The organism is Paenibacillus sp. Soil766, from assembly GCF_001428105.1.
Taxonomy (GTDB): Bacteria; Bacillota; Bacilli; order Paenibacillales; family NBRC-103111; genus Paenibacillus_E.
On the sequence record NZ_LMSJ01000060.1, the window covers coordinates 170,732 to 185,619 of the forward strand.

Genomic DNA, 14,888 nt, shown 5'->3' on the forward strand with positions numbered 1-14,888 from the left:
AGCTTTCCTCCTTCATTATATGACAGAAAATTCAGATAACATTTTGTGCAGCGAGCATACATCTCAACGCATAAATGGTCAGGAAGAAATAACCAGACTTGCGTCTGGCCATTTCTACTAATTCCTTATTTATTTTTCTTGAAGTATTCCTGACCTGCTGTAATGACTTCTTGACCGCCTGCTGCCATCCACTTCTTCTGTAGTTCATCCCATGCAGCGTCAAAGTTATCGCCCATGATCGCTTTCAACCATCCTTCACCAAATGTCGATCTAAGTTTCGTTTGGTCACCAAGCACTTTGTCATCAAACACGTTCATTAATGGTGGCGCCATCGCATATTTCGCATTAGTCGCAAACCAATCTGGGAATTTGCCTTCTGCCATTTCAGACGTGATCCATGGTACTAGGTTCTTGAACGCCTCGTCGTAGTTATAATTTTTTTCCTTGATTGGAATATACGCATATTCAAAATAGTTCATCGCGCCCCAGGCCAATGGATACAGGTAACCATTTTTCTTCGTATCCCAATCTTTATCGGCCTCAGCTTTATTAACCGTATAAACTCTGCGTCCATTTTCTTCTTTCATATCCGTAAAATGAGTTCCCTTAATACCAAACTCTGTGAGCTCTCTGCCTTCCAACGTAAGCGTGTACTCGATCAACTCCATGGCCTTTTCTGGGTGTTTGGACGTTTTCGGAATTACATTTCCTCTCCAGAAACCGCCGGAATGTCCTAAGTTAGCAGGTACGCCATCCACACCTTTCAGTGGCGGCAGGTAAGCAACTTTCGCGTTAGGATTAACAGCCTTAGCTTTATCTAGGAATAAGTCCGGCTTTGTGGTCGCCGCCATCCCGTATTTGCCTGCTCCGAAATCATCCGACTCAGGACCTTGAGCACCGTCCGGCTTTAAGCTGAGCCAATCCTTGTTAATCAGATCTTCTTTCAACAGCTTTCTGTAGAAAGCTGCCGCTTCTTTGGCTTGTGGGGAAACTTCGTAACGTGTGATGCTTCCGTCTTTCTGAGTGACCCAGTTGTCTGTTCGGCCAGCAATGGCATACGCTTTGGAAATGAACTGTCCAAGCTGCGTAATCGACGGATCCGACATACCGCTTGCACGTGTGTATACACCGTAAGTATCCGCTTTACCGTTTTTATCCGGATCTTTTTCTTTAAAAGCTTTCGCAACGTTATAGAATTCCTCAAGCGTTGTCGGCATGCTTAAGCCTAGGTTTTCTAACCAATCTGTCCGAATAACCCAGCCCCACTGCATCGGAGCAAGTCCGAGCGGTTTGAAGTACGACTTGCCATCGATCTTAAAGCCTTTATACACTTCCGAATTTACAATTGCGTTGATGTTCGGATACTTACCGCTTTTCAAATAATCATCATAAGAGATAATGAGGTCGTTTTTCGCCCATTCATTGATCGTCTTTCCTGCATCTGCAGTAGCAATGTCAAAGCTTTCGCCAGACGCCATCATGAGGTTAAGTTTATTAGCAAATTGATCACTTGGAATGCTAACAATTTCAATTTTCGTGTTCGTACGCTTTTGTAATTCTAGAAGGATACGGTCCTTGGTAGGATCCTGCTCATTAGCTGCTCGTACCCAACGGATAGGAACAGGCTCAGTCGCTTTTTGCTCTTTGGCTGAGCTGGTGGCTGCTGCTGAAGTTGTTGCTGCTGGTTGCTCTTGCTTGGAACAACCGCTAAGCACGGTTGCTGAAAGCAGCACGGACATAGACAAAGGCAGAATCATTTTTAAGTTTTTCATCTTTTTACCTCTCCCTTTTTAAATAGCATGTGTTGTTTATGTAATCCACCAAGTGGGGATTGCCCTTATTCCTTTACTGCGCCCATCATAATGCCTTTGGTAAAATATTTCTGGATGAAGGGATAAACAAGAAGTACAGGAATCATCCCCACGACAATACAAGCCATTTTGAACTGCTCCATATTAGATCCCGAAGTCATGACACCTACCTCAGCAGTCACCATATCCTGAATAATCATCTGTCTCAATAACACCTGCAGCGGAAACATATCATTGGAGTTAATGAATAGTGTTGCTAAAAAGTAGTCATTCCATAAGGCTACGCCATAAAATAAACTGATCGCAGCAAACACAGGCATCGAGATTGGAATGATGATTTTGAACAAAATCTGAATATCATTATAGCCATCAATTTTGGCGGCTTCTTCTAGACTAGGCGGGATACTGGCGAAATAATTTTTCATAATAATCAAATTGTAAGTCGAGATCGCTGTGGGTAAAACCAACGCCCAAATCGTATCAATGAGGTGTAAATTTTTAACTAGAATATAGAAAGGCACTAATCCACCACTGAAAAACATCGTGAAAACGATTAAGCGAAAGATGATAGCTCTACCTGGCAGATCCTTCTTCGATAGGGCATACGCGCCGCAACTGGTGAGAATCATACTGATTGTTGTGCCCAGCGCCGTAATTTCTACCGATCGGAATAAAGCCCTTACAATGCCTCCGAGGCTGCCGAATGCTCTTTTATATTCTGTCAGGCTGAAGCTCTTCGGAATGAGATGGTAATGATCTGTTAAATATACATCCTGCGTGGAGAAAGAGATAACTAAGATTCTCCATAGCGGCAGTATGATGAGTAAGGCAGATAGCCCTAGCATAAGATAAATGATGACATCAATCGTGGAAAATCTTTTTTGGATATACATGATGTGAACTCCTCCCCGTGTTAATAAACGCCCTCTTGGCCGAATGCCTTGACGATGCGATTGGAAATAATCAACAATGCTGCGCAGATGACAGACTTCAGAATACCCGCTGCTGCTGCAAAACTGAATTTGTTATCACCTAAAGCCGTTCTGAAGATATAAGTATCTAGAATATCACCCGTTGCATACACCATTGGATTGTAGAAGTTATACACCTGGTCAAAGCCCCACGTCAGAACCTTACCGATAATTAAGATAAACATGATTAGAATGACATTTCGAATACCGGGTATCGTTACGTTCCACATCAAGGACCATCGGCCGGCGCCATCCATAACACCTGCTTCATAATGTTCGGTATTAATGCTGGCCATGGCGGCAATATAAATGACGGTAGCAAAGCCCGCTTCTTTCCAAATATCTGTTAATATGAGAATCGGCCTAAATGTACTCGGATTTGTCAGCAGATCTGATGCTCCGTCTTTAAAGAATGCAGCAAGAATACCTGTCTCTGGACTGAAAAAAGTAATAAAGATCGATGCAACGATAACCCACGATATAAAATGCGGTAAATAGATAATCGTTTGAACGGCCTTACGGAATTTGTGATGCCTTACTTCGTTGAGAAGCAATGCAATCGCGATTGGAATCGGGAACTGTGTAAGCAAACGGTAGACCGCAATAATAACGGTATTCCAAAACGCTCGCCAGAAATCTTCCTCACCGAACAATTCTTTGAAATGCTTTAATCCCACAAACGGACTGTGGAAAAATCCCTTGCTCATGGTATAGTCTTGAAACGCCATCGTGATCCCATACATCGGCACATAACAGAAGATTACATACCAGACCAGCAGCGGGATGAGCATGAGATACATATATTTATACTTCAATACATTCTGCACATTTTTCTTAAAACGGCGCTCCTTCGTCTCTCTCTTCGTATACAGGTTGGAGGTCTTAATTACGTCAGTATCCATGTCTCTTCTCCTTAACGTTCTGTTTTGGACATCCAGTAGTGGTGCTCCTTGGTCTAATTATAAAGCGTTTACAAGTGTGCTTGGTATGACTCAAACATAACATTTGGTCCGTTTTTTTAACCTCTTTCTGCACAGGAAAAAGAGGCCTTAGATTTCCTAAGGATCCCTCGAGGAGCCCTTCCGCACTACCTAAGTCGATTTTTTCGACTTAGGGATCCCTCGGCGGTCCTTCCTCACTCCCTAAGTCGATTTTTTCGACTTAGGGAACACTCACGGGCCCTTACGCACTACCTAAGTCGATTTTTTCGACTTAGGGAACCCTCGGCGGCCCTTACGCACTATCTAAGTCGATTTTTTCGACTTAGGGAACACTCACGGGCCCTTACGCACTCCCTAAGTCGATTTTTTCGACTTAGGGATCCCTCACGGGCCTTTCCGCCTCCCTAAGTCGATTTTTTCGACTTAGGGAACCCTCGGCGGTCCTTCCGCACTCCCTAAGTCGATTTTTTCGACTTAGCTCCTCGCCCTGGCCTCATCGCCGCCCGTTTCCGCCCACAAAAAAACAGCAAGGCTACTTATACTAAGTAGCCTTGCTGCGCAATAAGCGGGAAATACATGTTAACCGTAGTCCCTTTGCCTAACGTACTCTCTACATCAATACCGTATGCTTCGCCAAAGTATAGCTTAATCCGTTCATGCACATTGGTGATCCCGATGCTTTCACCTTTCGTCTTTCCTTCGAGCGTCGCCTTGATTTCCATCAGCTTAGCCTCTGTGATCCCAACACCATCGTCACTGACGGTGATCTGAAGCCTATCTGGCATTTTTCGCACGTCGATGACGATGGTGCCGCCATGTTCGGTTACCTCCAGACCGTGGTAAATGGCATTTTCCACGATCGGCTGCAGCGTCAGCTTCAGCACCGGAATTTCCAACATGTCGTCGCTCACGTCATACTGCAGCTTAATTTTGTCCCCGAAACGCATCTGCAGGATATCCACATAGGTTTTCACATGGTCGATTTCCTCGCTTAATTTCACCACTTTTTCACCCCGAGTAATGCTTGTCTTAAACAAGGCAATCAGCAGTTTGATCATCTTCTCTGTGCGAGGGTCCTTGGCAAAAGCCATATACTGCGCTGTTTTCAACGTATTGTACAGGAAATGAGGATTGATCTGAGATTGCAGCAGATTTAATTCATACTCCTTGGCCTTGAGCTCAGCATCCTTGACCATCACATCGGAGATAAACTTCTCCTCAATCAGCACATTAATACGCTCGAGCATCTCATTAAAGCTATTGCCTAACTCGTAGATTTCATCCACGGATGTGCTCTTAAAGCGCGCTTGCAGGTTTCCTCTCTTCACATTTCTTACTGTCTTGAGCAAGGAGGAAATATTCATGAGAAGGATCGAAGAAAAGCCATACGAGAACCCAACGGTTATGATAATGAGTCCAAAAAGAACCACCAAACTGTAAATCAGAATGTACTCATTCTCATTAAAGTTCTTTAACAGAAAGACTAAACTCCATCCATTTTCTTCAAAGAACTGCGAAATCATGAGAAAATTGTTACCGCCTTCCCGGAACGATACCCTTTCATTCGCTTCAAAGGAAGGTTTATTGTTATGCAACACCTCAGATAAGCTAGTCTTTTGACTTCGGCCAATATCACTGAATATATCTTTGCCTGAAGGATCAACCAGATATACATCCAAGTAGCTGTACTTGGTAAACACATTTAGCATTTTCTCGATATCTTCCCCATTAAAATCGACCAAAATAAACCCTAACAGCTTACCCGCCTCAATACCATCGGCGACCCCTCTAATTTGCATGCCAACACGGATGCCTTTCTTATTAAAAGGGGAGTCCGTATAGCTTCGCCATAATAGCTTGCTAAAATGGTCTCGAACATAGTCCAAATCCGATTTGGCATCAGGCCGCAACATGAAGGGTCTTCCGTAAGTAGACGAATAGACCAAACGTTCATTTGCGTTGTAAAGCGTAATATTCGATATGCCTTTATCAAACAAATTTCGGGTCAAAATAATATTATTCATCGCATCCCGAATCTCTTCGTCGACGTCTTTGGAAATACTAGTATCCAGCAGCTTTTGAACCTTATCGTTGAAAGAAGAAGTCTCGATCGTCATTCTCCGATAGTTACTATAGACTAAATCCATCTGTTGATAGAGAATTTGAGCGCTATATTCAAAGACAGACCCTACCTTGCTTTCAACCGTGTTCTTAGCCGATATGTAAGAGCTGCCTGTGATTAATACGACTGGAATTGTGACGATGGCAGCGTTCAACAACAGCAGTGTCAGTTTGAAGCTGATTCTCCTCTTCGACAAGGCCATTGGTTTATTTTCAAGGTTATTGTGATTCAATGAATTGATTTGCTGCTCCATATGTTTAATGGGCTTAACAATTTTTTTGCTTGTAATTGCGAGCGCTAGGATCGAAACAATGAGGCAGATTAACCCTACCCGAATATTCAAATGCAGATTGTTCGCAATGGATTGCTGCAGCTTATCGAAGGTAAACGTATTGGTAATCGTCCAGCCTTCAAAGTTGAGCGCGTTTTTAAATGAATATTTCTGATCTGTTAATTCACCTGCATGTGGAATGTTGGAAACCTCCGCAGAGTTCCCCGTATGGTCTGTAATAAAAATTCCGTTCCCTGCAAACTGCATTTCCTCAATGAGCTTGGTACTCAATACCACAACCATATGTGCTTTGATTTCATTCGTATAAGGTTCAAATATAGGACTGATGATCGCTAAACGTTCATAGTTCCCCTCTGTATACCGATCCAGGAAAAACTGACTTTCCTCGTTTTGTATGGAAGGTTTCTGCAACGTGTTATAGAAGTCTTCAGTACCGTACTTGTCATAGTCTTTGCCTACCCAATTGTTCGCCTTAATAAAAATATTTCGATGATAGTCAACCACAAGCAAAGAATCGACTTTATCATTCGTCAAAATGAGATTTTTCAGAAACTCCTCATAATCCTTTTGCGCTTTGAAGAGTTGATAAGGGTCTAATTCATCTGAACTAATAATCCGATCAAAATACTCATTTTTCATCGACAAACTCACCGTATTGGCGATTTCAGCCAAGTACGTGTTCGCCTTTTCCACAGCTGCGCCTGTAGCGATCTCATTCACACGTTCAAACTGGAACAAAATAAAGCGGTTCGTAACCCAATTACAAGTGAGCGTCGTTAAGGCGATTGAAATGATGGAAAAGATAATACCGGTTAACATAATTTTCTTCTGCAGTGACTTTTTAAAGTTAAATGGTATCATAGCGACTCCTCATCCGACATCGGTTACCCTTTGTACTTTTCTCGATATTCCAATGGTGTAAGTCCTGTCACATTTCTAAAAAGCTCACTAAAATAACGGGGCTTCTCATACCCAACCAACGTTGAAATTTCATATACTTTATAGTTAATGTCCTTTAATAATCGTTTGGCTTCCTCCATCCGCGCTTCGGTGAGGATATATTTAAAGGTATTCCCTAAATCCTTACTGAAAAGTCTGGATAGGTGCACAGGATGCACATTGACATACCGTGCTAATTCCTCAAGACTAATTTGTTCGGCATAATTTTTCTTGATATAGGCTAGTGCTTCATCCACAATTCTTCTGTTTTTCATCGTATTCTCTTCATTAATTAACTCGAAAGCTTCTATGGTAAATACTTCTAACTTTTTAAAAATCATCACTAGCGTTTCACAATAGCCAATTTCCTTCATGATTGCGTTCGTCCGCTCCAAAAACAGATCGGATTTTTTCCCCATTTCCCCCAATGCATTGAAAACAGCGAGAACTAATTTAACAGCAAAGCCTGAAATCCTATCCAAATCCGTTAATTTGGACGCGATCCATTCATTTTTCAGCGCTTCCAGGTATTCAATCAATTGGGCATGTGCTTTGCCATGAACGAGCTGCATCATTTCTTTCATCAGCTTCTCTTCTTCTGCGAATGTAAATATACGCTTGCCGCTAGGATCTAGTTCCTTATACGTGATCAGACGATTGCCTGCATAAGCTGAATGCAAGAAGGAGTCTCTTAGGCTTATAAAAGAATGACATAGCTCTTGCACATTAGCGGCCGTGCTTCCAATCACACATGAAATATCCAGGCATTCTTCTTCATTTTTCTTATACATACCCAGTTCTTCCTTTAAATTCCCGTAGATCTCCGTAACCGTTTGCACAAAGTTGATCTCCGAAACAGTCCCTAACAGAATGAATATGTCATTGAATGAAATAACCATGCCCTTATTTGGAATTTCGAGCTGTTCATATAGATATCCTCGGATGAATTCCTGCATACTGCGTACGCGATCTGCCCCAGAATAAAAGGCCATATGCTTATATTCATCCATCCGAATTAAGGCAAGGGGATATTCCCTCTGGTCGAATTTGATACCCGCAGTTAAAGGAATTGAAGAGCTTTCCATCATGTCTTTAAAAAAAGTCTCCCGCTGCCGCCAGAAATCCTCGCTGTCGATTCGGATTTGATTTTCTTTATCCAGTACGTCTCTAAGCTTTGTAAAATGAGTAACAATTTCATCTTCCCCATCGGACTTGAGAATATAGCCGTAAATCCCGCACTCCAAGCCTTTCCGAGCGTAGTCAAACTCATTGAAAGCACTGAATAACGTTACCTTCGTCCGCGAAAATCTGCTTTTGACTTCCATAGCCAATTCAAGACCATTCAGTACTGGCATACGGATATCCGTTAGAATTGCATCTACTTCTGTTTTATCTAAAAATTCCAGTGCTTTGTATCCATTCTCGCATACACCAGCTATTTCAAATCCTAATGAATGCCAATCAATAATAGATGGCAGCACGGTCCTGAAAATGGCTTCATCTTCAACAATAAGCAGCTTGTACAAGCCATTCACCTCCAGCATATATTGTAACACGGAAGTGGAGCCGACGGATGTCGCCCCCACTATTGTTCCGCACGTTGACTTACTGATTATACAGACCCCGGATTTCTTGGGAGCTTAAAGACCTGTCATATACACGCACTTCATCGATCATGCCATCCCAGTAACGTGTCGTTCCATTCTTATCTTTCCCTATGGTAAGAGCGTTAGACGCACTCGTCACATCGGGGACGTTACTTGTATACACGCCCTTCATTTCTACGCCGTTCACATAAATGCGAATGATCAGATCTTCGCGCGTAACGGCAATGTGCGTCCAAGCTCCAGCTGAGAGTGCAACCGCATCCGTTGACACATAATTGCCAGTAGGCGCTGATGTGCCATCGATTTGGAAGGCGATTTTACCCGCTTCCATCCGAACCCACCATGAGGGTACATCTGTACCCACATCTCCGTACCAGAAAATGAACCGCGTGCCAGACACCGTATCCGGTTTCACCCATGCAGACGCGGTAAAGTCACCTTTGCCCAACTGTAAGCTATTTTTGTTGCCCGCATCGACATAATCATTGGTGGCATCGAATAGCAGCCCATTATTTGTCTTACCTGTCGACCATGCCGCGCCATTAACCACCGTGCCCGCATTGCCATTGCCAGATGCATCGGCCGCTGTCGTGCCACTTGTTTCATCGAGCTTCAAGTACGCGACAGGCGCTGAACTTGGCAGTTCGGTGTACAGCCTTGTGGATTCGACATGCGCATTCACCGCGTCTGTGCTTGTGCCCAGCACCCAGTGTGTTACAACATCACTGTAGCTCCCAGACTGCATGGCGAATTCCCCCTGGAAGACACCGTCCATATACACTTCAGCATACCCATAATTCACTCTTACCTTCCATGCATGCCAGCCGCTATTCACGGTCACCGCTTTCATTCTCGTCCAGACGCCGTAATCGGTTATGGCATAAATGCCGTCTGATCTGAAATCCAACATCAGTCTGTATTTCCCATCCCCTACCTTCGTACCCAAGGATGCTGGATGTGGGCTAACCCCTATCGTCCCCGTGCTGAAATCATCGATTTTCGCCTTGAATTCCAGGGTATAGGATTGCGGAATACTTAGATCCGTCCTGCTCACAGAAGAATTAGTGCTTGTGTTGCTGGATACATTCAACTGTCCCGCAGGGCTGATGCTAGCGCTGCCAGCTGTCGTCCAGCTTGGCAAGCTGTTCCACTGCTCATCGAGGTTGACTGATGCGACATCCCATGTCACAGGCACATCCGTATACAGCTTGGAGTATTCGACATGTGCATTGACGGCATCGCTGCTTGTGCCTACAACCCAATGCTGCAGCACATCGCTATAGTTGCCGGACTGCATCGCGAATTTGCCTTGAGACACACCGTCCATGAACACCTCAGCAACACCATGGTTCACCACAACTCGCCATGTATACCAACTGTTCGTAAGTGTTACAGCCTTAATTTGCGTCCAATCACCCAAATTCGTTATCGCATAAATGCCATCCGTCCTGAAATCCAGCATTAGCCGATATTTCCCATCTCCGATCTTGGTGCCTAAGGAGGTTGGATATGGACTGACCCCCATCGTTCCATTGCTGAAGTCATCGACTTTCGCCTTGAACTCAAGCGTGTACGACTGAGGAATGCTAATATCGAATCGGTTAACTGATGAGGTGGCGCTATTATTGCTAGACAAGTTCAGCTGTCCCACCGGGCTAATGGCCGCAGTTCCAGCTGTGTTCCAAGCTGACAAGCTGGTCCATTGCTCATCGACATTCACCGTCGGAATGGCAGGGTACGTTGGAGCCGTCCCTGATAACGGATCAAGGGTCTGCTCGCCATCGGTTAGCCACTCCAAATTGAATCTAGCTAACACCATATAGTGATATTTGAGCGTACCGTTCCATTTTTCATAAAAACAATAGATCGTCTGCTTATCATTACTAACGGCGAGGTCGGAATAGGCCGCTCCTGTCGGGCTTATCACCTTGGAGTAGGTCCAGCTATCTCCTTCGTCCATGGACATTTTGACCGTCAAATTGGATCGATCACTCGGGTTATTCGTATTGCTAAACAGAAGTCTGTTGTTATAGTACTCGTGTTGATCGGTAAAACGTACAATGCTTCCAAAATCGTTCGGATCATTCAACTCACTGTCTAATACAGGCGTAGACCATCCGCTGTTCCCATTGGAACTTGTTGCGACTGAACGCAGCGGGGATACCTTCGTACTATTGCGCATATTGAGCATAACGGAACCATCGTACCGCTGTACGGACGTCGTTTCATTCGGACTTGGAATATCCGGTGTATCCGCGATGATGTCCCCTCTGTTCCAAGTAGCTCCGCCGTCATCGCTATAAATGGTGGAAACAACACCAGGTGCATGGCTTGTGTTCAATGTAAGCCAAACGGGGACAAGCAGCCTGCCATTATCAAGCTGAATCCCATGTCCGGGACCTGTTGCAAAGGCAGTCCAGTTAAACTCTGATTTATATTGGTTGAAGACCGACGTTATTTCTACTGGACTCGACCATGTAGCGCCGTTATCTGTACTCTTCCGATAGAAGGCCTGATTGTACTCCTTGCAGTACAGGAAGTGTACAGTGCCGCTGTTCTTCTCAGCGATCATGACGGGATTGTTGATCGTATTCGCCGTAGTCACACCATCCACCAGCTTCACTCTGGACTGCCACGTACTCCCGCCATCAGTACTTCTTCGCATATAAATGTCGATATCCGCCCAGTCGGAAGTCGTCTTTCTTGCTTCGGCGTAAGTGATGACCGTCCCATTCCCCGTCACGACGACACCCGGTATACGATACTGGGCATAGCCATCCACGGTCGCCTCGTATAGAATCGTTTCATCATAAAAGGAAGCAGCCGCATTGGCCACATTCCCCGAATGGAAGGGAACTACGGCTGCAATTAACATTGCTACTACTAACAGGATGAACATGTTACTGATTTTGCTTTTGGACATCTTTACACGCTCCTTTGATAGTGAATTGTCCTAGACCGTATTCGTCTATCACCTCCCTCAGTAGATAAAGTCAAAAGTAAGCGGTTTCAAAAAGCGGCGATGTCAGTATTGTAGCTCGCCTTGCCCCTACTTATATTTCATTTCTTTATAAATTCTATCATTTCTTTAGGAAACGGGTTTTTAGACGTTATTGGTGTCGTTTGTATGATTTGGAGGGACACGTAGGCTACACATTTGCATTAACTGGATAAAATCCATCTATTTGCCTCTGGTGCACCAAATATTAAAGCAAAGCAGCCTTATCCAGCAATCTGGCAAGGCCGCCTCTTGTTCCTGATCCCATCTTCAATCGTTACGATCTAGAAAAGCTTGCCAGCGAAATCCGCTCGTACGACTTCTCTTCTCCGTTTTCATATAGACACAGTACATTGCCATCCCGCGTAATCGCCAGGTCGGAATAGGCGGAAGGTCCTTCATGAATGACCTTCTCCACCGTCCACGTATGGCCGCCATCCCTACTTGCTTTCACGGTCATATTGTTTCGCTTCACGCTGCTCGGATTGGAAAACAAAATGCTCCCTTGTCCATCTGCCAGGACACTGCCTTGGCAAATCGGCTCCACAAGCGCTTCATCCAGCGTGATGTCCGACCAGGTCATACCGCCGTCGTGACTCCAAGCGATGGCCCGCCGATTGTACCCGTGATAGCTGCGCATATTCATATAAATCGCGCCATCCGGCATCTCGGCGAGCGTGCATTCGTTGGTGTTTTCACCAACGATTCCCCCTATTTGCCACGTCGCCCCGTGATCGTCGCTATAGATGACGTGTGCAGTATAAGGACCCGACGTCCCTGTCTCCGGGTTCAAAACCGCGTGATTGCAAGGAACGAGCAAGCGCCCGCTCTGCAGCTGAACCGCGTGACAGGGCCCTGCCGCATACCAGGTCCACTCCGGCCGCTTCACGTCTTGCGAAATATCCCTCATATCCGACCAAGTCAATCCGTCATCGTCGCTTTTCATTATCAATACGTCTCTGGACTTTTTACCTGCTAAAATATCATGCTCATGACCGTCTTCCGCATTGCGGTTCAGCAGCAGCCAGATGGTTCCCGTCTCTCTATCCTGCACTGGGCATGGGTTGCCGATCGTATTGTTCCCATCAGCCGCGATGAACTGCATTGGCTCCCATGTATGCCCGTTGTCCGTGCTTCTGCGAAGCACGATATCGATTTTGCCGGCATCCCCCGCTCCATTCTTTCTAGCTTCACTGAAAGCCAGCACAGTTCCCTCATGGGTCACAAGCAAGGATGGAATGCGGAAAGTATGATAGCCATGTTCTCCTGCTTTGTACAGATGTTGATGATTAACCATGTTAAACACTCCTTCCGCAGCGATCAGCCCTTAACCGAACCGACCAGCATGCCTTTGACGAAATACTTTTGAATAAATGGATATACGAATAAGATTGGCAGCGTGCTAATGACGACAACGGCCGACTTCAATGTAGCTGCAGGTGGAGGGTCTCTGATCAGATCGACCTGTGTCTCATCCTGAAGCAGTCCCGTCAGCAAAATATTGCGCATAACCACCTGAATCGGCAGCTTGCTTTGGGAGTTGATATAAATCGAAGCATTAAACCAATCGTTCCAATGATAGACGGCATAGAACAAACCAATCGTTGCGATCGCCGGCATAGACAGCGGCACGACAATTTTCCATAAAATGACCGCAGGGGAAGCACCGTCCATGACCCCCGATTCCTCCAATTCCTCAGGCAGCGTCAGGAAGAAATTCCGCATGATGAACAAGTTCCACGCACTGACTAAACTTGGGATAATTAACACCCATAAGGTATCTTTCAGCCCCAAATTATCGATCAGCATATAGGTCGGGATAAGTCCCCCGTGAAAAATCATCGTCAGAAAAATAATTAACACGAGCGCATTTCGTCCAGGTAGCGTCCTGCGGGCTAGTCCATATGCCAGTGTCGCAGTGAACAACAGATTTAGAAACGTACCGACAACCACTCTGAATATCGTTACTTTATAAGCGTTGTATATGATCATGCCACGGTTCAGCAGCATGTCGTAAGCACCGAAATCGATTTTTTCCGGAATGAGGACGAAGGCGCCCCTTCTCATCGATTCTTCCGCACTGATAAAAGAAGTCGCCAGCACCGACAAGAATGGGATAATAAAAATAAGTGACATCACAGTCAAAATCACAATATTACATACATCAAACGAACGTTCACCTATGGTAGGTTTCACAGCGCTCATCCACGGTCCACCCCCTACCAGATTCCCGTCTGGTTCATTTTTTTAGCCAGATAGTTCGCTCCCAGAATGAGGACCATGGCTATCACATTTTTAAACAAACCAACCGCAGTAGCAAAGGAATAATCCAGTTTCGTTAAACCTTCTCTGTACACATAGGTATCGATAATGTCGGCCACTTCATAAACCGCAGGGGAATACAACAGCAACACCTTTTCAAACCCGGCATTCAGCAAGCCTCCGATCGACAAGACTAGCAATATCACAATTACAGGCGTAATACCTGGTAGTGTAATGTGCCACGCTTGACGCACACGTCCGGCGCCATCCATTCTTGCCGCCTCATATAGACCTGGATCAATGCTAGTCATAGCGGCCAAATACAAAATGCTCCCCCATCCAATCGACTGCCACACATGGGAAATAACGAGAATACTCCGGAAATAATCAGGGCTGCCAAGGAAATGGATTGGTTCTCCGCCAAATTTAACGACCATCGCATTGATCATGCCTCCATCGGTAGACAAAATCATCATCGTCAAACCCGCCAATACGACGGTGGAAATGAAATGCGGCAAATAGGAAATCGTTTGGACGACTTTCTTAAACACAGCAAATCGCAATTCGTTTAGCAAAAGAGCCAAAAGAATAGAAGCCGGGAATCCAAACAGCAGCTTATACAGACTGATGAACAGCGTATTTCGCATGACATTCCAGAAATAAATCGAGTTCATGAAGCGGATGAAATGCTTAAATCCGACCCACTCACTGGTGAAAATCGCACTGACTCCCTCGAACGGAGAGATCTCCTTAAACGCCACAATGATGCCAAACATCGGGATATAATCGAAGATTAGGAAATACAGCATACCCGGAAGGATGAGATAGTAATAAAAACGGTGTATCTTGATGGACGACCAAAGTCGCCGTCTTGCAACAGGCTTACTGCTCGGGGATTTCGCAACCGCTGGATTCATGGATGACAAAGGCGTATCTCCTTTCTTA

9 protein-coding genes are annotated in these 14,888 nt (G+C 45.0%); all 9 read right to left on the reverse strand.

Going from position 1 to position 14,888, the window contains the following annotated elements; genetic code table 11:
• Positions 1–125: 125 nt before the first annotated feature.
• Positions 126–1,772: an extracellular solute-binding protein gene (locus ASG89_RS34655; protein ID WP_057315894.1), complete on the reverse strand. Its 1,647-nt coding sequence runs from the start codon at positions 1,770–1,772 to the stop codon at positions 126–128.
• A gap of 65 nt (positions 1,773–1,837) precedes the next feature.
• Entirely contained in the window at positions 1,838–2,704 is an 867-nt protein-coding gene (locus tag ASG89_RS34660; protein ID WP_057315895.1) for a carbohydrate ABC transporter permease, read from the reverse strand.
• Between the two features lie 20 nt (positions 2,705–2,724).
• Entirely contained in the window at positions 2,725–3,684 is a 960-nt protein-coding gene (locus ASG89_RS34665; RefSeq protein WP_057315896.1) for an ABC transporter permease, read from the reverse strand.
• Between the two features lie 575 nt (positions 3,685–4,259).
• The gene (locus ASG89_RS34670; RefSeq protein ID WP_057315897.1) at positions 4,260–6,998 is read right to left on the reverse strand and encodes a sensor histidine kinase; all 2,739 of its coding nucleotides are present in this window, start codon (positions 6,996–6,998) and stop codon (positions 4,260–4,262) included.
• 23 nt (positions 6,999–7,021) lie between these two features.
• Entirely contained in the window at positions 7,022–8,602 is a 1,581-nt protein-coding gene (locus ASG89_RS34675) for a response regulator (protein ID WP_057315898.1), read from the reverse strand.
• Positions 8,603–8,681: 79 nt separating this feature from the next.
• Positions 8,682–11,606, reverse strand: coding sequence for a sialidase family protein (locus ASG89_RS34680; RefSeq protein ID WP_057315899.1), 2,925 nt, complete (start codon positions 11,604–11,606; stop codon positions 8,682–8,684).
• A 352-nt stretch (positions 11,607–11,958) separates the two neighbouring features.
• Positions 11,959–12,978 carry a sialidase family protein gene (locus ASG89_RS34685; protein ID WP_057315900.1) on the reverse strand — a complete coding sequence of 340 codons (1,020 nt, stop codon included), beginning with the start codon at positions 12,976–12,978 and terminating at the stop codon, positions 11,959–11,961.
• A 23-nt stretch (positions 12,979–13,001) separates the two neighbouring features.
• The gene (locus ASG89_RS34690) at positions 13,002–13,886 is read right to left on the reverse strand and encodes a carbohydrate ABC transporter permease (protein ID WP_057315901.1); all 885 of its coding nucleotides are present in this window, start codon (positions 13,884–13,886) and stop codon (positions 13,002–13,004) included.
• Positions 13,887–13,900: 14 nt separating this feature from the next.
• Complete coding sequence (locus ASG89_RS34695) at positions 13,901–14,860, reverse strand: ABC transporter permease (protein ID WP_057315952.1); 960 nt, start codon at positions 14,858–14,860, stop codon at positions 13,901–13,903.
• Positions 14,861–14,888: the final 28 nt, after the last annotated feature.

What these genes read in the sequence shown, in the direction of transcription:
- ASG89_RS34690 (WP_057315901.1), bottom strand. Translation starts at nt 13,886, where the DNA reads ATGAGCGCTGTGAAACCTACCATAGGTGAACGTTCGTTTGATGTATGT.
- ASG89_RS34660 (WP_057315895.1), bottom strand. Translation starts at nt 2,704, where the DNA reads ATGTATATCCAAAAAAGATTTTCCACGATTGATGTCATCATTTATCTT.
- ASG89_RS34685 (WP_057315900.1), bottom strand. Translation starts at nt 12,978, where the DNA reads ATGGTTAATCATCAACATCTGTACAAAGCAGGAGAACATGGCTATCAT.
- ASG89_RS34670 (WP_057315897.1), bottom strand. Translation starts at nt 6,998, where the DNA reads ATGATACCATTTAACTTTAAAAAGTCACTGCAGAAGAAAATTATGTTA.
- ASG89_RS34695 (WP_057315952.1), bottom strand. Translation starts at nt 14,860, where the DNA reads ATGAATCCAGCGGTTGCGAAATCCCCGAGCAGTAAGCCTGTTGCAAGA.
- ASG89_RS34680 (WP_057315899.1), bottom strand. Translation starts at nt 11,606, where the DNA reads ATGTCCAAAAGCAAAATCAGTAACATGTTCATCCTGTTAGTAGTAGCA.
- ASG89_RS34655 (WP_057315894.1), bottom strand. Translation starts at nt 1,772, where the DNA reads ATGAAAAACTTAAAAATGATTCTGCCTTTGTCTATGTCCGTGCTGCTT.
- ASG89_RS34665 (WP_057315896.1), bottom strand. Translation starts at nt 3,684, where the DNA reads ATGGATACTGACGTAATTAAGACCTCCAACCTGTATACGAAGAGAGAG.